Annotated in this window: 21 protein-coding genes; 7 read left to right on the top strand and 14 right to left on the bottom strand. The window is 72.5% G+C overall.

Annotated features, from left to right (window positions below; all coding sequences use genetic code 11):
* From AAG827_RS05250 to AAG827_RS05240, 3 genes are read right to left on the bottom strand one after another with little or no spacing between them, the layout of a single operon-like run.
* A complete protein-coding gene (locus AAG827_RS05250; RefSeq protein ID WP_341924790.1) occupies positions 1-690 on the bottom strand; it encodes a prepilin-type N-terminal cleavage/methylation domain-containing protein in 690 nt (229 codons plus the stop codon).
* Entirely contained in the window at positions 687-2,498 is a 1,812-nt protein-coding gene (locus AAG827_RS05245; RefSeq protein WP_341924789.1) for a prepilin-type N-terminal cleavage/methylation domain-containing protein, read from the bottom strand. Before AAG827_RS05245 ends, AAG827_RS05250 begins: the two co-directional genes overlap by 4 nt.
* Positions 2,482-2,970, bottom strand: a complete 489-nt coding sequence (locus AAG827_RS05240) for a GspH/FimT family pseudopilin (protein ID WP_341924788.1) — start codon at positions 2,968-2,970, stop codon at positions 2,482-2,484. The genes AAG827_RS05245 and AAG827_RS05240 overlap by 17 nt, the downstream gene beginning before the upstream one ends.
* A gap of 157 nt (positions 2,971-3,127) precedes the next feature.
* Between AAG827_RS05240 and AAG827_RS05235 the strand changes: the two genes are divergently transcribed.
* The 3 genes from AAG827_RS05235 (at position 3,128) to AAG827_RS05225 (ending at position 4,600) form a co-directional block, all read left to right on the top strand.
* The gene (locus AAG827_RS05235; protein ID WP_341924787.1) at positions 3,128-3,520 is read left to right on the top strand and encodes a prepilin-type N-terminal cleavage/methylation domain-containing protein; all 393 of its coding nucleotides are present in this window, start codon (positions 3,128-3,130) and stop codon (positions 3,518-3,520) included.
* Between the two features lie 91 nt (positions 3,521-3,611).
* The gene (locus AAG827_RS05230) at positions 3,612-3,824 is read left to right on the top strand and encodes a hypothetical protein (protein ID WP_341924786.1); all 213 of its coding nucleotides are present in this window, start codon (positions 3,612-3,614) and stop codon (positions 3,822-3,824) included.
* 50 nt (positions 3,825-3,874) lie between these two features.
* Positions 3,875-4,600, top strand: a complete 726-nt coding sequence (locus tag AAG827_RS05225; RefSeq protein WP_341924785.1) for a FliA/WhiG family RNA polymerase sigma factor — start codon at positions 3,875-3,877, stop codon at positions 4,598-4,600.
* Positions 4,601-4,621: 21 nt separating this feature from the next.
* On the opposite strand, the gene AAG827_RS05220 is transcribed toward AAG827_RS05225, so the two are convergent.
* From AAG827_RS05220 to AAG827_RS05210, 3 genes are all read right to left on the bottom strand, one after another.
* Positions 4,622-5,563 carry a DMT family transporter gene (locus tag AAG827_RS05220; protein WP_341924784.1) on the bottom strand — a complete coding sequence of 314 codons (942 nt, stop codon included), beginning with the start codon at positions 5,561-5,563 and terminating at the stop codon, positions 4,622-4,624.
* Positions 5,564-5,650: 87 nt separating this feature from the next.
* Positions 5,651-6,328, bottom strand: coding sequence for a response regulator transcription factor (locus AAG827_RS05215; RefSeq protein ID WP_341924783.1), 678 nt, complete (start codon positions 6,326-6,328; stop codon positions 5,651-5,653).
* Complete coding sequence (locus AAG827_RS05210) at positions 6,325-7,479, bottom strand: ATP-binding protein (protein WP_341924782.1); 1,155 nt, start codon at positions 7,477-7,479, stop codon at positions 6,325-6,327. Before AAG827_RS05210 ends, AAG827_RS05215 begins: the two co-directional genes overlap by 4 nt.
* 121 nt (positions 7,480-7,600) lie before the next feature.
* On the opposite strand from AAG827_RS05210, the gene phoU reads away from it, so the two are divergent.
* Positions 7,601-8,260, top strand: coding sequence for a phosphate signaling complex protein PhoU (gene phoU / locus AAG827_RS05205; RefSeq protein WP_341924781.1), 660 nt, complete (start codon positions 7,601-7,603; stop codon positions 8,258-8,260).
* A 108-nt stretch (positions 8,261-8,368) separates the two neighbouring features.
* On the opposite strand, the gene AAG827_RS05200 is transcribed toward phoU, so the two are convergent.
* The 3 genes from AAG827_RS05200 to AAG827_RS05190 form a co-directional block, all read right to left on the bottom strand.
* Complete coding sequence (locus tag AAG827_RS05200; RefSeq protein WP_341924780.1) at positions 8,369-9,112, bottom strand: phosphoglyceromutase; 744 nt, start codon at positions 9,110-9,112, stop codon at positions 8,369-8,371.
* A gap of 4 nt (positions 9,113-9,116) precedes the next feature.
* Positions 9,117-9,662 (bottom strand): hypothetical protein, encoded by a 546-nt coding sequence (locus AAG827_RS05195; RefSeq protein ID WP_341924779.1) that lies wholly within the window; start codon positions 9,660-9,662, stop codon positions 9,117-9,119.
* A gap of 75 nt (positions 9,663-9,737) precedes the next feature.
* Complete coding sequence (locus AAG827_RS05190; protein ID WP_341924778.1) at positions 9,738-10,643, bottom strand: UbiA family prenyltransferase; 906 nt, start codon at positions 10,641-10,643, stop codon at positions 9,738-9,740.
* A 211-nt stretch (positions 10,644-10,854) separates the two neighbouring features.
* Here AAG827_RS05190 and AAG827_RS05185 point away from each other — a divergent pair, with 211 nt between their 5' ends.
* A complete protein-coding gene (locus AAG827_RS05185; RefSeq protein WP_341924777.1) occupies positions 10,855-11,340 on the top strand; it encodes a CarD family transcriptional regulator in 486 nt (161 codons plus the stop codon).
* A 93-nt stretch (positions 11,341-11,433) separates the two neighbouring features.
* Entirely contained in the window at positions 11,434-11,997 is a 564-nt protein-coding gene (locus tag AAG827_RS05180; RefSeq protein ID WP_341924775.1) for a 2-C-methyl-D-erythritol 4-phosphate cytidylyltransferase, read from the top strand.
* Here the strand turns inward: AAG827_RS05180 and AAG827_RS05175 are convergent.
* Together AAG827_RS05175 and AAG827_RS05170 are read right to left on the bottom strand one after the other, a co-directional pair.
* Positions 11,981-12,688, bottom strand: a complete 708-nt coding sequence (locus AAG827_RS05175) for a 2-C-methyl-D-erythritol 4-phosphate cytidylyltransferase (RefSeq protein WP_341924774.1) — start codon at positions 12,686-12,688, stop codon at positions 11,981-11,983. The genes AAG827_RS05180 and AAG827_RS05175 overlap by 17 nt on opposite strands.
* Positions 12,689-12,710: 22 nt before the next feature.
* Positions 12,711-13,046, bottom strand: coding sequence for a YnfA family protein (locus tag AAG827_RS05170; protein WP_341924773.1), 336 nt, complete (start codon positions 13,044-13,046; stop codon positions 12,711-12,713).
* Positions 13,047-13,169: 123 nt separating this feature from the next.
* Between AAG827_RS05170 and nirD the strand changes: the two genes are divergently transcribed.
* Positions 13,170-13,532, top strand: coding sequence for a nitrite reductase small subunit NirD (nirD, locus tag AAG827_RS05165; RefSeq protein WP_341924772.1), 363 nt, complete (start codon positions 13,170-13,172; stop codon positions 13,530-13,532).
* Here the strand turns inward: nirD and AAG827_RS05160 are convergent.
* From AAG827_RS05160 to AAG827_RS05150, 3 genes are read right to left on the bottom strand one after another with little or no spacing between them, the layout of a single operon-like run.
* Positions 13,508-15,310 carry a hypothetical protein gene (locus AAG827_RS05160; RefSeq protein WP_341924771.1) on the bottom strand — a complete coding sequence of 601 codons (1,803 nt, stop codon included), beginning with the start codon at positions 15,308-15,310 and terminating at the stop codon, positions 13,508-13,510. The two genes, nirD and AAG827_RS05160, sit on opposite strands and share 25 nt — an antisense overlap.
* Positions 15,307-18,168, bottom strand: a complete 2,862-nt coding sequence (locus AAG827_RS05155) for a PQQ-binding-like beta-propeller repeat protein (protein ID WP_341924770.1) — start codon at positions 18,166-18,168, stop codon at positions 15,307-15,309. The genes AAG827_RS05160 and AAG827_RS05155 overlap by 4 nt, the downstream gene beginning before the upstream one ends.
* A 4-nt stretch (positions 18,169-18,172) precedes the next feature.
* The gene (locus AAG827_RS05150) at positions 18,173-20,929 is read right to left on the bottom strand and encodes a M4 family metallopeptidase (RefSeq protein WP_341924769.1); all 2,757 of its coding nucleotides are present in this window, start codon (positions 20,927-20,929) and stop codon (positions 18,173-18,175) included.
* Positions 20,930-20,977 lie beyond the last annotated feature (48 nt).

Below are 20,977 nucleotides of genomic sequence, written 5' to 3'. Positions count from 1 at the left end.
TCATGTCTGGGAGCGGTTGCGCAGGTCGGCCTGGAAGGAGAAGGTCTGGCTGCCCGAGCCGTCGGCGACCTCCAGCCGCACCGAGACCAGGTCGACGTGCTCGAGCTCGGGGTCGTCGGGTCGCCCGTTGCCGTTGCCCACGGGCGCGCCCGCGGCATCGAGCTCCTGCCAGGAGGTCGTGCCGTCGAGGACGCCGTCGAGCTCGCCGTCGTACTGCCAGAGGCTGCTGCGCAGCTGGAGGTCCAGGCTCACGACGTCCCCGGCGAGGATCGGTCGGGTGACCGCCGTGCCGGAGGCGTCGTCGGCCGTCAGCGTGAGGCGGGCGGTGCCCGGCTCCCAGCGGTACGTGAGCACCTCGGGGTCGGCGGCGCTCAGGTCACGTACGCCGTCGCCGTCGAAGTCGGTCCAGAAGGTGATCGCGGTGGTGGTCGACGTCGCGCTGTGGAACTGGACGGCGATCACGTCGCTGGCCTGGCGCAGCTCGCGCGCCATCCGCTCCATGGCGAGCCGCGACTCGCCGGTCAGGTCGCTGCTGGAGCGCGCGTCGTCACTCACCGACGCCGTCGAGAGGGCGAAGCCGAGGAGCAGGGTGCTCACGAGACCGAAGAGCCCCATCGCGACGAGCACCTCCACCAGGGAGAAGCCGGCGTCGCTGACCTCGGGCTGCTGGGAGTCGTCGGTCGGACTCATCGGGCGTCCTCGGCGCCGCACGCGAGGGAGCCGAGCGTGAGGGAGACCGCCGAGGTCGGGTCGGCCAGCTCCACGGTCGTCTCGGGAGGCACGGGAGTGGGTGTCGGCTGGCCGTCGGTGAAGGCGACGGACTCGCTGGCGGCGGTGGGGGAGCGCACGGGCTGGGTCAGGATGCTGACGATCCCGGGCAGGTCGAGCGTCGCCGTCCCCGCCACGGCGACGCGGGACACGCGTGCCGTCGTGAGCGAGGACCACGAGGCGACGTAGTCACCCAGGTCGCGGTCGGGCCCGAGCGGCACGGTCCGGGGATCGACGGCGGCGAGGTCGGTCGATCCGGGCGTCACCGTCGCCACGACGACATAGCCGCTCGGGCTCCAGCGCTCGACGACGGCCCGGTAGTCGTAGGTGGAGCTCGGGGTGTGGGCGCCACCTGACACGGCGCACCTGACCGAGGCACGCTCGAGCCGCACCCGGAGGACACCGTCGGGGGCGAAACCGGTCGGGAGGACCGACATGACCGCGGTGCGGGTGGTGCCGCACGCCTCGACCAGCGTGGGGGTCGGGTCGGTCGGCGACGTGGTGCGCAGCCAGCCTCCTGCCGTGACGCGGTTGCTGCCGCCGTCGCTGCTCGCCGCGCACGAGGCAGACACCCCTGGGCTGACGCCGGCCCCGTTGTCGACGCGGACCAGGGGGAGGGCCAGGCCCAGGCTGGGACGGTACGTCGCACCGGCCCCGCCCGAGAGCACGAGGGCATCACGGGAGGAGTCGGTGACCGAGGCGGTCACCGGTGTCGTCGGCGAGCCCACGCGGGGCAGGGCGTCCAGGGCGCTCACGGTGACGGAGCTGTGACCGGTCGAGCCCCAGCAGACCAGGGCGCAGCCGCTGGCGTCGAGCTGGCCGGCGCCCTGGCTGCCGGCCACTCCCGTGGTGTCGGGCGGCGCTTGGACGCTGGTCGTGGCACCGCTCGCCTGCTGGCCCGTGCCGAGACCCGTGAGGGTCGCGGTCAGGACGGCCCGGGCCTCGCTGGAGCCCGTGAGGGAGGCGGTGAGGTCGACGAGTCCCGCCGAGAGCGTCAGCGGCAGCTGGTCGATCGTGCCGGTGCCGATCTCGACCGCGGTGACCTCGACGGAGCTGCTCATCCGGGCCTGCACGACGTCCTGGCGCCCGATCTGGGTGGAGGAGGTGACGGGTGAGTGCGCGGTGCCGCGGGTGGGGAAGACGGTGACGGTCACGGCGACCTGGGACGCCGGGGGCGTGGCGCGACCGCTGACCTGGCTGCTGTAGCCCGTCGGTGGGACGACGACCGTGGGCGGAGTGGTGTTGGACAGGAAGCGGGTGTCGGTGACGACGACGTAGCCGGTCAGGTCCGGGTTGCTCGGCCCCGTCGCCGCTGTGCGCACGTGGCGGTAGAGCGGCCCCGTCGGCTCCCAGCCGCACCGCGGCGCGGTCGCGGGGACGTAGCCGGTCCAGGAGGTGGTCGGGACCGTCCAGCGCTCGCTCTGCCCGCAGGAGACGGGTCCTGTCGGCGTGGTGAGGTCGCGGTAGTAGCGGTCTAGCACGTCGATGTAGTCACCCGCCTCCGGGGCGACGTGGAAGGGCAGGTTGCGCATCCGCTCCAGCTCGGCCTGCGCCAGGCCCTTGGCCTGCGTGTTGGTGCGGGCCAGGTCGTTGCCGCGGATCCCCACCACGAGCTGGGGGAGGACCGCCACGACCAGCACACCGAGCAGCCCAAGGGCGACCAGCACCTCGACGAGGGTGAACCCCTCGTCGGGGCGGCCCGCCCCACGTCGGTCAGCGCGTCTCGACACGACCCGTGAGCCCTTCCACGCTGATGGTCCAGATCCGCGACGAGCCGTCCCGGCTGACCACGACGCTGCCTGGCGTGGCGGTCCCGCGGGAGCTGAAGGTCACTCCGGTCGTGGAGCCCGCACCGGCGCTGAAGGCGGCGCTGCGGAGGTGGACGCGCGCGCTGTCGACCTCGACGGGGCCTTCGATCGCGGTGCGTCCCGGGTCGGCGCAGGTGCCGCGGAAGAGCGTCCAGCGATCGCCTGTCGTGTCGAACTCGACGCACGTCGCCCGGCCCTCTGTCACCGCCCGCTGCTGGGCCTGGCGCAGGACGGACTGCACCTCGGTGGCGGCACCCTCGTGCTCGCTGGAGCGTGCCCAGGAGGCGTAGCCGCCCACGGCGATCGCCATCAGCATCCCGACCAGGGCGATCGTCACCACCAGCTCGACCAGCGTGACGCCGGCGTCGAGGGGACGCTCGTGGCGGGAGGACATACGGGGTTCCTCGGTCGTCGCGTGCCCCGCCTTGAGGCTGCAGGTCCCTGGTCCAGACCGGGCTCAAGGCCGCTGTCGGCCGCCCCGACAACCCCGGTGCAGCACCACCGCCGACTCGGGGCGGCAGCTCCCTCCCCCCTCACCCAGGAGAATCCTCATGCTCAAGACCCCCCAGCCCCGCTCGAAGGACCAGGGCTTCACCCTGATCGAGCTCCTCGTGGTCGTCGTGATCATCGGCGTCCTCGCCGCGATCGCGATCCCGACCTTCCTCAACCAGCGCGAGAAGGCCGCCGACGCCGGCGCCAAGTCCGACCTCAAGAACGCCGCCACCATCCAGGAGACCCTGTTGGCGAACGGAGGCACGACCTACACGACGGACCTGACTGCCCTCGAGGCAGAGGGTTTCAACCTCACGGTCGACCCTGCTGACTTCATCATTCTCAGCGCCGACGAGACGGGCTACTGCATGTCTGCTGTCGCCGCCCCGTCCGAGACGACTTGGTACTACGACTCTGAGAGCGGCGGCGTCAGCGAGACCGTCTGCACCTGATTCCGACTGCGGCGCGTCGCGGGGCCGACCCCCGCGGCGCGCCGTACCGGCACTGACCGCACCACCCGCACGACCGACTCGGAGGAGCACGATGGGCATCGAGAAGCACGAGGAACCCGGTCTCGTCGAGGACCCCGGACCGGCCCCGACACTGGGCGCCGACCTGGCCACGCTGACCCGGCTGCTCCTCGACCTGCCACTCCCCGTCCGTGAGTCACCGGCCGAGCCAGGGGCCGTGGATCCGGCGCCGGACTCCCGCCGCTCGACGGCGCTGCTGGCCGAGCTCGCCTTCCTCGACGAGTGAGCGTGGGAGACTGCGCGGGTGTCCCTACCCGCACGCACGCCCCGCAGCCGGTGAGCGAGCAGGACGCCGCGGCGACGCTGTGGCAGGAGTTCCAGGCCCAACCCTCGACCGAGCTGCGCAACCGGCTGGTCCTGCAGTACTCCCCGCTGGTGAAGTACGTCGCCGGTCGCGTCCGCGCCGGCCTGCCGCCCAGCGTCGAGTCCGCCGACCTGGTCTCCGAGGGCGTCATCGGGCTGATGGACGCGATCGACAAGTTCGACCCCGACCGGGGGTTGCAGTTCCAGACCTACGCGGTGTCGCGCATCCGCGGCGCCATCATCGACTCCATCCGTGCCGCTGACTGGGTGCCCCGCAGCGTGCGCACCAAGGTCCGCGACCTCGACCGGGTGCGCGAGGAGCTGCTCGTGCGGCTCGGCAGACCGCCGGAGGACACCGAGCTCGCGGACGCCGCCGGGCTGCCGCTGAGCGAGGTGCGCGAGGTGCTGGGGCGCCCCACCTCCGTCGCGAGCGTCGACCACGACGAGCTCGCCGAGATCCACGACGCCGGCCCCCGCCTCGACGACGCCTTCGAGGACGAGGGGATGCGCGACCTGCTGATGCGCGCCGTGCGGCTGCTGCCCGAGCGTGACCAGGTCATCGTCGCGCTCTACTTCTTCGAGGGTCTCACCCTCGCCGAGATCGGGCGGGTCCTCGACGTCACCGAGTCACGGGTCAGCCAGCTGCGCAGCCGTGCCACCAGGGCGCTCCAGGTCGAGCTCGCCGCGTCGCTGCGCTGAGGCCTCTTCCCACGAGGCCGGTCAGGCGGGAGGTGTGGCGGCCGTGGCCCTCGTGCGGGGCTTGCGTCGCGCCACCGCGACGCCGACGAGCGCGAGCGCACCGCCGAGGTAGGCCATCGTCGGCGGCGTCTCCCCGAGGAGGACGAGCCCCATCACGATCGTGATCGGCGGGACGAGGTAGGTCGTGACGCCGAGGCTGGAGGCGCTCATGTGCTTGAGGGCGAAGGCGTACGTCGTGAAGGCGATCGCCGTGGGGAAGATGCCGAGGTAGAGCACCCACAGCACCGACGACGTCGGCGCGGCACGGGTCTCGGTGAGGAGGGTGCCGAGGAAGGGCAGGCAGGCGACGGCACCGACCGTGCAGGCCAGCCAGGTGACGGTGAGCGCGGGCAGGCGGGCCACGAGCGGCTTCTGCAGGATCAGGCTGATCGAGTAGACGACGGCCGCCAGCAGGCAGAGCAGCACCCCGAGCACGTCGCTCTCGCCGCCCTCGGGCTGGGCCAGGCCGATCAGGGCGACGCCGCCGAACGCGAGGGCGAGCCCCAGGCCGAGGTAGAGCGTGAAGCGCTCGGACAGGAAGAGCGCCGCCAGCAGGGCGATCAGCACCGGGGAGACCTGGATCAGCATCGCGGCGGTGCCGGCGTCGATGCGCTGCTCGCCCTCGTTGAGAGCGACGTTGTAGACGCCGAACCACAGCACGCCGATCGCGACGATCGAGACCCACTCGCGACCGGTCGGCCGGGGGAGGCCGCGCGTCACGGCCAGGCCACCGAGCACGACGGCCCCCACGAGCAGGCGTCCCAGCGACAGCGGACCGGCGGAGAAGTCCTCGCCCAGGTGGCGGATCGCGACGAAGGCCGAGGCCCAGAGGACCAGGGTGACCGCCACGGCGGCCGGCGGGAGCCAGGTGGGCGCGCCGGCCTGGGGCTCGGCTGCGGTCGCGGGGTTCGTCGTGCTGCTCATCCGGTCAGCGTAGGTGCCGCCCACCGCCCCTGACACGCGGGTTTCGGACATGGGCCCGCGAGATGCGGCCAGGTCGCCGCACGCAGCTCAGAGATCGAGCTTGTAGCCCAGCCCACGCACGGTGACGAGGTACTTCGGCTCACTCGGCTCGGGCTCGAGCTTGGCGCGCAACCGCTTGACGTGGACATCGAGGGTCTTGGTGTCGCCGACGTAGTCGGAGCCCCAGACCCGGTCGATCAGCTGCCCGCGGGTGAGGACGCGACCGGGGTTGCGCAGGAACATCTCGAGGAGCTCGAACTCCTTGAGCGGGAGTCGCTGCTCGCTGCCGTCGACCGTCACGACGTGGCGCTCGACGTCCATGCGGACCGGACCGGCCTCCAGGGTGTCGGGGGCGAGGTCCGGGTCGGTGCCGCGGCGCAGGACGGCGCGGATGCGCGCGACCAGCTCACGGGGGGAGTAGGGCTTGGTGACGTAGTCGTCGGCGCCGAGCTCGAGCCCGACCACCTTGTCGACCTCGTCGTCCTTGGCGCTGACCATGATGACCGGCACGTTGGAGGTCTGGCGGATCGTGCGGCAGACCTCGGTGCCGGGGATCCCGGGCAGCATCAGGTCGAGCAGGACGATGTCGGCGCCGTTGCGGTCGAACTCCACGAGCGCCGCGTTGCCGTCGGCTGCGATCGCGACCTCGAAGCCTTCCTTGCGGAGCATGTAGGCGAGCGCGTCGCTGTAGCTCTCTTCGTCCTCGACGACGAGTACTCGCGTCACGATCTGTCCTCCTGGTGGGTGCTGCTCGGGGTCCCGAACGAATGGTGGGGCAAGGTGAGGGTGAACGTCGAGCCCTGGCCCTCGGCGGACCAGACCCGGATGTCGCCACCGTGGGTGGCGGCGACGTGCTTGACGATGGAGAGGCCCAGCCCGGTGCCGCCGGTGGAGCGGTGGCGGGCGGGGTCGACGCGGTAGAACCGCTCGAAGATCCGGTCGATCTCCCGGTTGGGGATGCCGATGCCCTGGTCGACGACGGAGATCTCGACCTGGCCCTCGCTCTCGCGGGTCGTGACGAGCACCGTCGAGTCGGGCTCGGAGTAGGCGACCGCGTTGGCGACCAGGTTGGCCACGGCCGCGGTGATCTGCTCCTCGCTGCCCAGGACCTTCAGGCCGTGGGTGCCGCTCGTGACGATGGTGATGTGCTTGGAGCCGGCGTCGATGGCGCTGGTGTCGGCGGCGATCGCGACGACCGCGTCGAGGTCGACCGGGGTCGGGGAGTCGGGCGGGTCGTCTCCCTGGAGCCGCGAGAGCTCGATGACCTGCTGCACCAGCCGGGAGAGCCGGTCGCTCTCGTGGAGCATCCGGTCGGCGAAGCGCTTGACCGCGACCGGGTCGTCCGCCGCCTCGTGCATGGCCTCGGCCAGCAGCCGGATCGCCCCGACCGGGGTCTTGAGCTCGTGGCTGACGTTGGCGACGAAGTCGCGCCTCACGGCTTCGACCCGCCGCTCGCGGGTGCGGTCCTCGACGAGGGCGAGCACGAGTCGGGAGCCGAGCGGTGCGACGCGGGCGGTCACGTGGCGGGCGGGCCCGATGGAGCGCGCCATGACCAGCTCGGTCTCGCGGATCTGTCCGTCGCGGCGGACCTGGCTGACCAGGTCGGCGAGCTCCGCGGACACCAGCTGCGTGCCCCGGACCAGGCCGAACGCGTAGGCCGGCGCGGAGGCCTTGAGCACGACGTCGGCCTCGTCGACGACGACCGCGCTGCTGCGCAGGACCGAGAGGACGGCCGCGACACCGGGGGGCACCACGGGCTCCTGGACGGCGGGGACCCGCTGCTGCTGACGGTCGCTGATGGCCCACGCCAGCACGGCGCTGCCGGCGACGACAGCACCGAGCAGCGCGGCGAGGAACGCCTGCGTCGTCGGGTCCATGCGTCGAATCGTACGGGCGAGTTCACCACGAATTCGCCGACCTGAGCGGGGCTTCGCACTGTTCACCCCGCGTTCACGACCCGACCCCGACCCGTCACCTGCGTCTTCTAGGGTGTCCCTCATGCGTGAGCTCTTCCATGACCAGCTGGATGCGATGTTCGTCGACCTCGCCGGCATCTGCCGCCAGGTCGAGACGGCCGTCGGTCTGGCCACCCAGGCCCTGATGACCGGTGATGCCGCGATCGCGGAGCAGGTGATCAGCGGTGACATCGAGATCGACCGTGCTCGCGAGGCCGTCGAGGAGACCGCGTTCTCCCTGCTCTCGCTGCAGCAGCCCGTGGCCGGTGACCTGCGCACCGTCGTGTCCGCGCTGCGGATGGTCAGCGAGCTCGAGCGGATGGGCGACCTGTCGGTCCACGTCGCCAAGATCGCCCGGCTGCGGGTGCCCGAGCTGGCCGTGCCCGTCGAGGTGCAGCCCACCGTGAGCCGGATGGGCGAGGTGGCCGAGGACATGGTGCGCCGCGTCTCGCAGATCATCACCGGCCGTGACGTCGAGGCCGCCATCGCCCTGGGCCGCGACGACGAGGTCATGGACCAGCTGCGCCGCAAGAGCTTCACCGAGCTGCTCTCCGACGACTGGGCCGGAGGCGTCGAGGCTGCGGTCGACATCGCCCTGCTGGGGCGCTACTACGAGCGCATCGCCGACCACGCGGTCTCGGTCGCCAACCGGATCGTCTTCGTCGTCACCGGGCACAACCCCAGCGCGCTCCCGCTGCAGTAGGGCCCTCGCCGGATCTCGACCCGCCCGTCACGACCTCGTTCCTCGGTCGTGGGGCTCGCTCGATCTCCCTGAGCCCACGCGCCGAGCTCGTGCCTCGCTCGGCGCTGCTCAGCGACCCTGGTTGGCGACGGCCGCGGCGGCGGCTGCGGCCGCCTCCGGGTCGAGGTAGGTGCCGCCGGGGGTGACCGGGCGGAACGCGTCGTCGAGCTCGTAGACCAGCGGCATGCCGGTCGGGATGTTGAGCCCCGCGATGTCCTCGTCGCTGATGCCGTCGAGGTGCTTGACGATGCCGCGCAGGCTGTTGCCGTGGGCGGCCACGAGGACGGTCCGGCCCGCCGACAGGTCGGCGGTCACGTCGGACTCCCAGTAGGGGAGCATCCGCGCGATGACGTCCTTGAGGCACTCGGTGCGCGGCAGGTCGGCGCCGAGGTCGGCGTATTGCGGCAGGTGGGCCTGGGAGAACTCGTCGTCGTCGTCCAACGGCGGGGGAGGCGTGTCGAAGCTGCGGCGCCAGAGCATGAACTGCTCCTCGCCGTACTCCTCGAGCGTCTGCTTCTTGTCCTTGCCCTGGAGGGCGCCGTAGTGGCGCTCGTTGAGGCGCCAGGACCGCTTGACGGGGATCCAGTGCCGGTCGGCGGCGTCGAGCGCCAGCGCGGCGGTGTTGATCGCGCGGCGCTGGAGCGAGGTGTGCACGACGTCAGGCAGGACGCCGGCGTCCTTGAGGAGCTCACCGCCGCGGACGGCCTCCGCGCGACCCTTGTCGGTCAGCGGGACGTCGACCCAGCCGGTGAAGAGGTTCTTGGCGTTCCACTCGCTCTCGCCGTGGCGGAGCAGGACCAGCGTGTAGGTCATCGCGTCACTCCGAGTGCTCTTCGGGGGCCTCGCACAAGTAGGGCTCGGCGTCGGCCGCTGCTGCGCCCTCGACCTCGGGGGCGGTGTCGAGACCCTCGTAGAAGTCGCAGGCCCGCACGACGGGGACGTCGAGCACGACCTCGTCGCCGTTGGAGAAGGTGAACGCCACCGGGATCTGGTCACCGGCGATGAAGTCGCCCGAGAGCCGGACGCCGCCGTCGACGCTCTCGACGTTGACGCCCTCGCGAGGGCCGATCACAAAGGAGCCGATGGTGCTCGAGGTCAGGACGGTGTCGCCCGAGCCCGCGACCGAGACCAGCTCGGTGGCCGTCGAGGCCCCGTTGACCAGGCGCGCGTGGAGCGAGCCGGAGCCCGGTGCCTCGGCGATGACCTGTGCGCCGATCACGTCGACCGCCTTGTCGCGGTTGAAGGTGGCGTTGGTGGTCGTGTTGACCCGGTCGGTGGCGTAGTTGAAGCCGCAGCCCGTCAGGACGGGAGCGGACAGCACGAGCGCGCCTACCGTGAGCGCGAGCTTGCGGTGGTGATGCATCGTCAAGGGCCTTCGGGATCGGACGGGCGCCGGGGCGGCGATGAACGCGCCCAGCCTAGCGTCCGGCGTCGGCAGTCACTGGCGCAGCCCGACGTACGTCGCCGCGAACGCCATCAGCACCAGCACGACCGAGGTGTAGACGCCTGCCAGCGCCAGCAGCCGGGTCGCGCCGAGCCGCAGCCCGAGGGTCAGCGGGAGGTAGGTCCAGCCGTCCTCGTTGTCGGCCACGAGCCCCCACAGGGCTCGGAGCACGTGGACGCCGACACCGAGCAGCGCGAAGAGCGCCGTCATCTGCCACGTGGGCGGCCTGCCCTCGAAGGCGCCGCCCCAGCCGCCGTAGGAGAGGTAGGCCGGGAAGAGCCCGAAGGACACCGCCCAGGGCAGCCACGACAGCTTGCCCTTGCGCAGCACGACGTTGCCCAGGAGGCCGACGACGAGCGAGAGCAGGTAGGCGCTGCCGGCGGTGATGCCGGAGGTGATGGAGAGGGGCACGACGAGCAGCACCCCGCAGGTGAGGGCGAACCACGCGGTGCCGGGATCCAGCCGCTCGGTGGCCAGCGGCTTGCCGGGCTGCTCGTGACGGGCGTCGCGGCGGCGGTCGACCAGGTCGTTGTGCCACCCCAGGATCACCTGACCCACGAGCACGGTCGCCAGGACGACCGCCACCTCGCGCGTCGGGCGTCCCGAGAGTGCGGCGGCGGCCGCCAGGCCGGCCGCGGTCAGCACCGCCTGGCGCGGGTGGGCGGCCTGCAGGAGCAGGACCGGCAGCCGGTCGCGCAGCCCGAGCCGCCCGGAGCTCCGTCGTTGGGGGTCGGGGGCCGTCGTGACCGGGGGTGCGAGGGTCTCGTCGGCCGGCGGCACCTCGGTGAGGACCGTGTCCCCTCCCCGGGACACCTCCTCGCCGTGGGTGCTGTCGCCGGTCCCCGGGACCGGCCCCTCCCCGGCGGAGCGACGTGACTTCCAGCGCTGCGTCTTCGCCATCCGTGCAGTATCGGTCACGAGGTGGTCCGGGTGAGGCAAACAGGCGGGATGCGGGGCGAGAAAGACCTGTCCGCAGGCCTCCGCGGCAGGGGCGCCACCACATGAGCAGCGATTCTGTCAAGCCCAGAATGGGCCTCTGACCTGCACAAACGCTGACGAGGTCGGCTGAAACCCGTGTTAGAATGGTCACCTAGGAAGGGGTCTACTACATATGACTTTCACCGTCGGCGAAACGGTTGTCTACCCAAATCACGGGGCCGCCATCATCGAGGACATCGAGATGCGGACGATCAAGGGCGAGGACCGGGAATACCTCGTCCTTCGGATCGTTGCCCAGCAGGACCTGGTCGTGCGCGTCCCGGCCTGCAACCTGGACCTGGTCGGAGTGCGCGACGTGGTCGACAAGGAGGGCCTCGACCGTGTGTTCGACGTCCTTCGTGCCGAGCACGTCGAGGAGCCGACCAACTGGTCGCGTCGTTACAAGGCCAACCTGGAGAAGCTGCACAGCGGCGACGTCATGAAGGTCGCCGAGGTCGTGCGTGACCTGTGGCGTCGTGAGCGTGACCGTGGCCTCTCGGCCGGCGAGAAGCGGATGCTGGCCAAGGCGCGCCAGATCCTGGTCTCCGAGCTGGCCCTGGCCGAGCACACCAACGAGGACAAGGCCGAGGCGATCCTCGACGAGGTCCTCGCCTCCTGATCCACCGCAGCACCTGATCCACCCAGCATCGATCGAAGGCCCCCGGCGCCGCGCCGGGGGCCTTCGTCGTGCCCGGCCTAGAGTGGCCGCACCATGACGACGTACGACGACGAACCCACACCTGCTCTCGGCGCCGTGATCGAGCAGGAGCGGGGCTCGCTGCCCTTCGCGCTGCTCCACGGCGAGGCGCTCGTGACCTGCGCCTCCTGGGCCCTGGGGGAGTCCGGCGTGACGCCGGTGGACCTCGGCACCGAGTGGGCCGGCCTGGTCGACGCGGGCGAGCCCTTCGTCCTGCACGACAGCCTGTGCCCGATGACACCCGGGTGGTTCATCACCGCCTGCCTCGAGCGGGCTGCGGCGACCTCGGCGGTCGTCGTCGGGGTCCGCCCGGTCACCGACACCGTCAAGGGCGTCGTCGACGGCGTGGTCGGTGAGACCGTCGACCGCGACGGACTCCTCACGATCTGCTCCCCGGTCGTGCTGCCCGCGGGCGTGGTCGCGGCGCTCGAGGAGCTGCCGAGCCTGGACTTCACGGTGCTCGTGGCGGCGTTGGCTGCCCGCTTCCCCGTCGACTACGTCGAGGCGCCGGCGCAGGCGCGTCGCGTCGGGTCGCTGGACGACCTCGCCGTCCTGGCGGCCCTCACCCAGCCGGCGTGACGTCCGGCGTGACGTCCTGCGTGAGCGCCTCGGCGACCGCGACGTCCTCGGGGAAGGTGATCTTGAGGTTGCGCGCGGAGCCGCGCACCGCGTGGATGGTGACCGAGCCGAAGCGCTCGAGGCAGCTCGCGGTGTCGGTGCCGCCGAAGCCCGCCGCCTCCGCCTGCTCGTAGGCGGCCAGCAGCGCCGGAGCGGCGAACGCCTGGGGGGTCTGCACCCCGCAGGGCTGCCCGCTCGGCAGGGGGGAGCCCGACCGGCTGACCACGCCGGCCAGCGGCACCACGGGGATGGCCCCCCCGCGCTCGCGCGCGGCCTCGAGGACGGCCTGGAGCAGTGCCTGACCGGCCAGGGGACGGGCCCCGTCGTGGATCGCGACCACGTCGACGGCGCCGGAGGTGATCTCGGGGGCGAGCGCCTGGAGCGCCGCCCACTCCGAGTCGTGGCGCGCGGCCCCACCGACGACCAGTCCGACCTCGCCGTCGCCGAGGAACGGCTCGAGGGCCGTCGCCACGGCCTCCTGCTCGCCGTCGCGCACGACCAGCAGCACCCGTCGTACGCCAGGGGTGGCGAGGGCGTCGCGGACCGACCAGGCGAGCACCGGACGGTCGAGGAGGGGGAGCAGGACCTTGTTGACCGCGGCGCCGACACGGGTGCCGGACCCGGCGGCGAGGATCACGACGGCGGCAGGCACGTGCACAGCGTAGGAGTCGTGCTCAGGCCGTGCGCGGGGCATACATGATCACCGCGACCCCGACCAGGCAGACGAGCGCGCCGATGACGTCGAAGCGGTCGGGCCGGAAGCCGTCCACGACCATGCCCCAGACGAGCGAGCCGGCGACGAACACCCCGCCGTAGGCCGCGAGGATGCGGCCGAACTCGGCGTCCGGCTGGAGCGTCGCGACGAAGCCGTAGAGGCCGAGCGCGATGACGCCGGCGCCGATCCAGAGCCAGCCGCGGTGCTCGCGGACGCCCTGCCAGACGAGCCAGGCGCCGCCGATCTCGGCGAGCGCCGCGAGGGCGAACAGCAGCAGGGACCGCGTCACCGTCATGCGTCCGATCCTCGCAGGTGAGCGCGCGCGGGTGCTGTCAGGTTTCCGTTTCACGGCTGTTACACGACGAAACAGGCCCCACACACGGGGCACCTATGTTCCAGATCACGAAAGGAGGTCGCGATGGCGCCTCGCTCCCCTGACGCCGTGGAGTGGCAACCAGTCTGCCGGGTGGCCGAGCTCGAGGTCGAGCGCGGTGTGACCGCACTGGTCCACGGCCAGGCCATCGCGATCTTCCGCACGACCGACGACCACGTCTACGCCCTGGGCAACCACGACCCCTTCGCGAAGGCCTCCATGATCGCCCGCGGCATCGTCGGCACCCGGGGCGACGTCCCGTTCGTCGCCTCGCCCGCCCACAAGCACGCCTTCGACCTGCGCAGCGGCAAGTGCCTCGACGACGCCCACGTCTCGGTGCCGGCCTACGACGTCAAGGTGGTCGAGGGCGTCGTGCTCGTGGGTCACCGCAAGGTGGACGCGGCCTGAGGGCTGCCCTCGGGCCCGACCTCGTCCTCCTCCGCGTCCTCGACGAGGTCGTCGGCGCGCGGCACCAGCTGGCGCCCGAGCAGCCACGCCGCGATCGGGATGCCGAGGTAGTAGAACGCGGCGTTGAGCTGGGCGTCGGGCGTCTGACCGTGGCTCGCGGCGTCCCAGTGCAGGATCGTGACGGAGAAGAGCAGATAGCCCACGAAGAGCAGGACGCGTGAGCCCTGCGGCAGGCGGCGGCTGCTGGTGGCGGTGAAGCCGGCGTCGCTCGCCACGACGTAGGCGATGCCGAAGACGGTCACCACGATCGCGGGCAGCCCCAGGACCGAGCCGAGGAAGGCGATGTAGTCGCCCCGGCTCATCACCAGCCACGCGAAGAGCGTGATCGCGGCCAGCGACACCAGCCCGGGTCCCTCCCAGCGGCGCCACCAGACGAGCAGGGCGCCCAGCACCAGCAGGGTGATCGCCACGTCGAAGAGCTGGTCCTGGAAGCCGGCGGTCAGCCCCGCCTGCGCGATGAGCAGCGAGGGGAGGGCCCAGGCCGCGACCACGACCAGGCCGGAGCCGAGCTCCGCTCCCAGCGTCGTACGACGGGCACGTCGCAGCAGCCAGGTCCCCACCGCGAGGGCGACGACCGCGACGGCGACGGTGCCCCAGTCGACCAGCCAGTCCGCGGTGAACCAGCCGACGAAGCCCGGCACGGCGTCGGTCTTGACCACCGTGACCGCGAAGATGCCGGCGCACGAGGCAGTGACCACGACGAGGAAGGTCAGCGCGAAGCCGACGCTGGAGCCGTAGATCAGCCGCTCCCGGGCGGTCCCGAAGTCCGGGGTGACGCTGAAGCGCGTCACGAGCCAGACGACCAGCGCCAGCAGCGCCAGCGACACCAGCGTGCGCACGACCGAGGGCCCACGCCCGGAGGCGTAGGTCAGCCAATAGTCCCAGCGCGAGACGAGCACGAACCACAGCTTGACCAGCACCAGCGCGAGGACGACCAAGCGCAGCGCGCGGACGGTGAGCTCGTCGAAGGTGCTGGTGATGCTGGTCGACACGTCGAGGCCGAACTTCACGACCGCCACCGCGGCGGCGTAGACGAGCGGCACCAGGAAGGCGTCGATCTCGTTGATCGCCCCGCCGACCAGCGACTGGGTGGTGGAGTCGAAGCCCTGGTCGACGTAGGCCACGTGAACCGCGAGGTCGCCGAGGAAGAACGCGACGACCGCCAGGAGCGAGACGAGCTGGAGGACGAGGGTGCCCCACCGACGCGCGCGGGGCAGGGGATGGAGGAGTGCGGAGACGACGACGCAGCCGAGGACGGTGTAATAGCCGACCTTGACCACCGTGGGCCCGTGCTCGAGGACCCAGGAGTCGCTGGTGTTGATCGAGCTCGGCGCGACGAACAGCGCGCCGGTGAGCCCGAACATCGCGCCGACGAAGACCTTCACCAGCGGCCCGGCCGACAGGGCTCCCCACAGCAGCAGCGACCACGCGATCGTCATCGTCACGAGCGTGACCGGCATCAGGCCGCGTGGCACGAAGGTCGGCGTCAGCTCGAAGTAGAGGCTCAGCAGCTCGCCGCGGCGCCACACGTCGCTGAAGAGCACCGAGACCAGCAGCAGGGCGGTCGCGACGAGCCCGACCTTGGCGAGCTGGCGCTGGAGCCCGGTCAGCCCGTCGAGCCGCAGGTGGCCGTCGCGCACGGGGTCGCGCAGCGTGGTCTCCCAGAGCGGCCGCGCGACCTTGGTGGCGCGGCCGACGGCCCGGCGGGGGCGGTTCACGAGCGGGGCTCCATCAGCAGCAGCGCGCCGAAGTCGGTGCCGTTGGGCACGACGACCCGCCCGTCGGGCGTGGCGGTGAGGACGGGCTGGGTGACGAACGGCGTGGTGGCCGGCTCGTAGGCGCCCAGGAACGCACCGGTGCGCAGGTCGTGGATGCTCAGCCGGAAGTCGCGGCTGAAGAGGTCCTCGGTGCGGCCGAGCTCGAGCAGGAAGACGCGGCCGTCGATGATGACGGGCCGGCCGCCGGGCGCCGTCTGCAGCTGGAGTCCCCACAGCTCGCTGCCGTCGGTGGCGTCGACCGCCACGACCCGCCCGCCGGCGTCGACGTCGACCACGACGCCGTCGTCGATCGCCGGCCCTCCGCCGAAGAGCGGGTTGTCGCCCTCGACGGTCCACCGCTGCCGGCCGGTCCCGGCGTCATAGGCCACGAGGCCGCTGGTCCCGCCGAAGCGCAGGACGTCGGCGACCACCAGCCCGTCGTCGTACGCCGGGAGGCCGGGCAGCTGCGCGTCGACGTCGGTCCACCGCGCCTCACCCGTGGCGCCGGCCAGGCGACTGAGGCCGCCGGCGCCGTAGAGGACGTCACCGCCGGGCAGGGGGAGCGGGCTGGTGGGGGCGAAGGCGTTGGGGATGGTGATGTCCCAGCGGGGCGTGCCGTCTAGCTCGACCGCGGCCAGGCCCTCGTTGTAGCGCGGGAGGAACACCGCGTCCTCGCCGATCGCAGGGCTGACGCCGGGCGAGGCGTCGGTCGCGGGCGCCGTCCAGAGCGGCCCGCCCGCGAGGTCGTCGGTCGCGTAGGCGACGAAGCGGTCGTCGAGCTGCCCCACCACGAGGCCCTGGCCGGCGGCCGGTGCCGGCTCGAAGACCGACGTGGTGTGCAGCCCGGTGGCCGTCCCCGAGGCGGGGACGGAGTAGAGCACGGAGTCGAACCCACCGACGAAGGCCAGGTCGCCGTCGAACGCGGGCGGCCCCGTCGGGGTGGCGCCCACGGAGCGCACGTCGTCGGTGGTGAGGAAGACGCCGGGCGTCGCGGGCACGTCGCCGAACGGGTAGGCGTAGAGCGCTGCGGTGGTCTCGGCAGCGGTGACCGCGGCGCCGAGCACGAGCGCGTCACCGACCACCGTCGGGTCGATGTCGGCGTCCAGCCTGGCGTCCGGGGTGACCCGCGGCAGCGACCAGCGCTCGGCGACGTCCCCGGTCGCGAGCGACCGGACCACGACCTGCCCGGGAGAGGAGACCGTGACGACCTCGTCGCCCACGACGACCGGGGCGCCGTAGAGCCGCGAGCCCGTCCCGCTCCACCGTGTCGAGCCGTCCTCGAGGTCGAAGGCCTCGATGCGCTCGGCGTCCTCCACCGCCACCACGAGTCCGTCCGCGACCGCGAGCGCCTCGCTGGGGAAGCCGCGCGGGGTCGTCTCCCACGCGAGCGCCCCGTCGTCGACGGCGTAGGCGTAGAGGACCCCGCCCAGGTCGGCCAGCAGCACCCGCTGCTCGTCGGCGGCGTCACCGATCGCGGGCCCGACCGCCAGGCCCTCCTCCAGGGAGGCGTCCCACAGCTCCTCGCCCGACTCGGCGTAGGCCGTCACCGCGCCCGACTCGTCGGCGACCACCCAGCGGTCGGCCGTCGCAGCGGGGGGACGTCGGGTGGGCGCGGACCGCAGGTCGCTCCAGGCGACCGCCCCGTCGGCCAGCGAGAGCGCGCTGACCCGGCCGTCGTCGGTCGCCACGAGCACGCTCTCGCCGAGGGCGGCGGGTGCGGCGGAGACCACGTCGTCGAAGTGGTGGACCCAGCGGGCATCACCCGTCTCGGTGGAGAGGGCGAGCAGGTTCTTGTCGGCATCGGCGACGAGCACCACGTCACCCACGACCACGGGCGGCGCGACGATGGGCCCGGGCACGGCCAGGCGCCAGCGCACCGCGCCGGTGGCGACCTCGGTGGCCGCGAGGTCACCGACCTGGTCGCCCATCACCATGACCTCGCCGTCGGAGGCCGGCCCGAAGAGGAAGCGCTGGTCACGCGTGTCGCTCCACGCCAGCTGCGAGGACAGCGCACCGTCGGGCACCGCGTTGGTCCGCGTCGGGGTCAGGGCCGCCGTCGCGCCGAGGGGTACGACGGACGGCTGGGCGACGCGGTCGGCCTCCGCGGAGCGCCAGTCCCGGTGGACCCCGTGGAACTCCACGAGCTCCTCGGTCACCACCCGGTCCTGGGCCTCGATCGTGGAGATGATGCGCACCGGGCCGTAGCCCGGGCAGGTCCACTCCTCGGTGGTCTCGTGGTCGCCCGGGGTGCCGTCGGCGAACACCAGGTCGAGCTCGGTGACGGAGTAGGCGCAGTCGGTGAACGTGCGACCACCGACCTGGATGTCCTCGATCCGCTCGAGCGTGACCTCGTAGGTGATCGCGGTCTCGCCGAGCGTGCCGTCGTAGGAGAACGCGGCGCCCTCCTCGAGGGGCAGCCGGTAGGCCGGCGCCGGCGGGTCGAGCGGGGTGTCGACGCGGTCCTGGCGCAGCGACAGCTGCTCGATCGCCTCGTCGCGCACGCTGAGGTAGACCAGGTTGGAGGACGGACCGGTGCCGGGGTAGTCGGTGTAGACGCTGGTGAGCTGCACCGCGTCGACCAGCCCGTCCTCGTCGATCAGTCCGGCGTCACCGCGCACGCTGCGGGTGCGGGTGCCCGACGGCTGCCCGTCGACGGAGACCGCGTAGACCCACGTCGTCCCCGGCTCGAGCGGGTGCAGCCGGGTCAGCTCGGGGAAGGACTCCTCGGGCTGGGAGACGACGAAGGCTCCTGCCATCGCCAGGGGCGCGACGACCAGGGCGGGCACCCAGGAGGCGGCCCGGCGCAGTCGCGCGCCCATGGACTCAGAGGCCGGAGGGGATGGTGGCGGTCAGGATGTCGTCGCCCCCGAAGGCGGCGTCCTGCCAGACGATCCGGTCACCCGAGACGGCCGGGAAGCCCTGCTGACCGGTCTGGGTCATCAGGGCGTAGATCGTCCCCGTCGCGAAGGAGTAGAGGAACAGGTCGGTGTCGGGGTAGCGGGACTCGCCCCCGACGACCGCCGCCCGCAGCGGTGCGACCGCCTCCGCCCAGATCGCGTAGTCCTCGTTGGCGGCCGCGCCGAACGGCGAGGCCGACGAGCTGAGCTCGGTCCGGTTGCCGGCAGCGTCGAAGAGCGCGGCGTTGCCGTCGAGGTCGACGGCGACGACGCGGTCGCCGTGGGCCGCCACCGACACGACGGCGCCGGGCATGGAGCCCAGCTCGCGGGGCTCGCCCTGTCCCGGTGTCCACAGCAGCACGGAGCCGGGGTCGGTGCCGATCGCGACCGTGCCGTCGCCCGTGCCGAGGCCCACGACCGAGGAGCTCCCGGCCGGCAAGGAGGTGCTGGTCAGGGATCCGGCGGCGTCGACGTAGTAGACGAGGCCCTCGGCGGCCGAGACCCAGGCCGCACCGGTGTCGGAGCCCGCCAGCCCGGCCGCGACGGCCGCGTCGGCCTGCACGCTCGCCAGCGCCTCCGAGCCGCCGTCGCCGAAGCGCGTCACCACCCCCCGGGCGTCGAGGGTGACCAGGGCGTCACCGGCGTAGGCCACCTGGATCGTGTCGCGGGCCCCGCCGACGGCCGAGGGGGTCGCACCGACCCTGGCCGAGGAGGCGACCCCGAAGAAGCGGTCGGCGGCGCTCAGGTCGAGCCACGCGATCTGGTCGCCGGAGACGGTGGGCGACTGCTGCGTCTGGGAGGCACCGGTGACCGGCGTGCCGGGGATGCTCCCGAGGTCCGAGCAGCCGGCGCAGATGTTGAGCTGGTCGAAGATCTCGCGGGCGGTGCGCAGCACCACCGGGTCGGCACCGGCGTCGGTGATCGTCTGCTCCACGGCCTCGCGGGCGTCGAAGAAGCCCGACGTGGGACCGAGCTGCGTCGTGAGCGCGGCGTAGACGATCTTGTCGAAGTCCTGCGCGAGCGGCGACTCGTTGCCGCTGACCCCGTCGATCTGGGCCAGCCGCGAGCGGATCGACCAGAGCGCGTTGTTCCAGATGGCGGAGTTGGAGTGCACGCCGCCGTAGTCCTGGTCGATCTGCAGGAGCAGGAAGCGGTAGCCGAGGTCGAGGACGCGCAGGTAGTCGTCGAAGGACGTCCCGTTGAGCAGGTAGCGCTGGGAGAGGCGGCCCTCGGGGTCGGTGGAGCAGTAGACGGTGTCGGCCGGGACGGCCGAGCAGCCCCCCTCGAAGAGCGACGCCCCGTCGTCGCCCGTGGCGGCGTTGCCGATGACGTTGCCGAAGTAGTCGGCGAACGCCTCGTTGAGGGCTCCCGACTGACCGGAGTAGGTCAGGTTGGCGGAGGTGTCGATGACGCCGTGGGTGATCTCGTGGCCGGCGATGTCGATGTCGACCTCGGTGGTGTCGAGGAGCTCGGCACCCGGCTGGCAGGGCTCGCCGTAGACGATCTGCGGGGGCTGCAGGCCCGAGCTGAAGAACGCGTTGCAGAAGTCGGACTCGCCGTAGTTGACCGACGAGACGAGGGTGCCGCCCAGGCCGTCCCACGAGGCGCGGCCCAGGGCGGCGTAGTAGTCGTAGACGGTCCGCGCCGCGGCATGCGCGCCGATGGCCTCGGGGTCCGCGATCCGGGCACCGGGGCTGGTGACCAGCCGCCCGGGCAGGTCGGCGTCGCCGCCACCGGCCACGTCGTAGGTCTCGATGCCGCCCTCGGTCGTCGCGGCGTCGTACGTCGGCACGGTGGTGTCCCACAGCGCGATCGTGCCGTCGTCGAGTCGCACACCGGTCGCGCTGAGCGGGCCTCGGCCGGTCGGGTCGTCGCCGCTGACCTCGACCGCGTCCGCGGCGGTGGGGTCGAGGAGCCCGGAGGCGGGCAGGGGTCGGACGGTGCGGGCCCGCCCGAGGTAGTCGGCGATGGCTCCGGCCGCCGGCGTGAGGAGCTTGCCCTCCGCGGAGGCGGGCCGCACGCTGTCGAGCTCCCCGGTGGCGGCGTCGATGAGGTAGGCACCGTCAGCGAGGGTGCTCCCACCCTCGACGGTGGCGGTGCCGGCGACGTAGACCCGCCACGCCAGCCGGCCGGTGCCGGTCGGGACGACGACGAGCTCCGCCGTGCCCTGGGACGAGCCTCCGGAGAGGCGTGCGGCGATGCGCGAGGCCCGTGCCGCCGTGACCTCCGGCGTGGTGGGCGTGGTCAGCTCGGGGAAGACCCGGCCGCGGACCGCGGTCAGGCTGGGGTCCTCGGCGGCCTGACCGATCGTCAGCACCAGCTCGCCGTCGAGCACGGGCACCCCGTCGATCTGCTGCTCGGCGCGCAGGGTCGCGCTCCCGGTCACCGTCGGGGCCGAGGGCGGTCCGAGGGTCAGCTGCTCGGGGGCGACGCCGAAGAGGTCCAGGGCGGTCGCGTCGACGAAGGCCTCAGCCGGGTCCTCGTCACCCTCGGCGACGTAGCGACCGCCCGACAGCTCGGTGAGGAAGCCGGTCACGTCGTCCTGGCGGCCGACCCACCCGGAGCCGGTGGAGTCGCGCAGGTCCTGGACCCCGGCCCGCAGCGCGGCGATGCGCGACTGGCTCGCGTCGCGGTCGGCGTCTGCGCCCTGGAGCCAGACGTCGGAGACCACCAGCACCTGCACGGCGGCACCGTCGGCGGACAGGGGCGGGTCTGACTGACAGGCGGTCAG

Origin of the sequence: Nocardioides psychrotolerans, from assembly GCF_943371775.1 — a bacterium.
Classification (GTDB): Bacteria; Actinomycetota; Actinomycetes; order Propionibacteriales; family Nocardioidaceae; genus Nocardioides; species Nocardioides psychrotolerans_A.
This window is presented reverse-complemented; position numbering and strand designations above follow the sequence as displayed.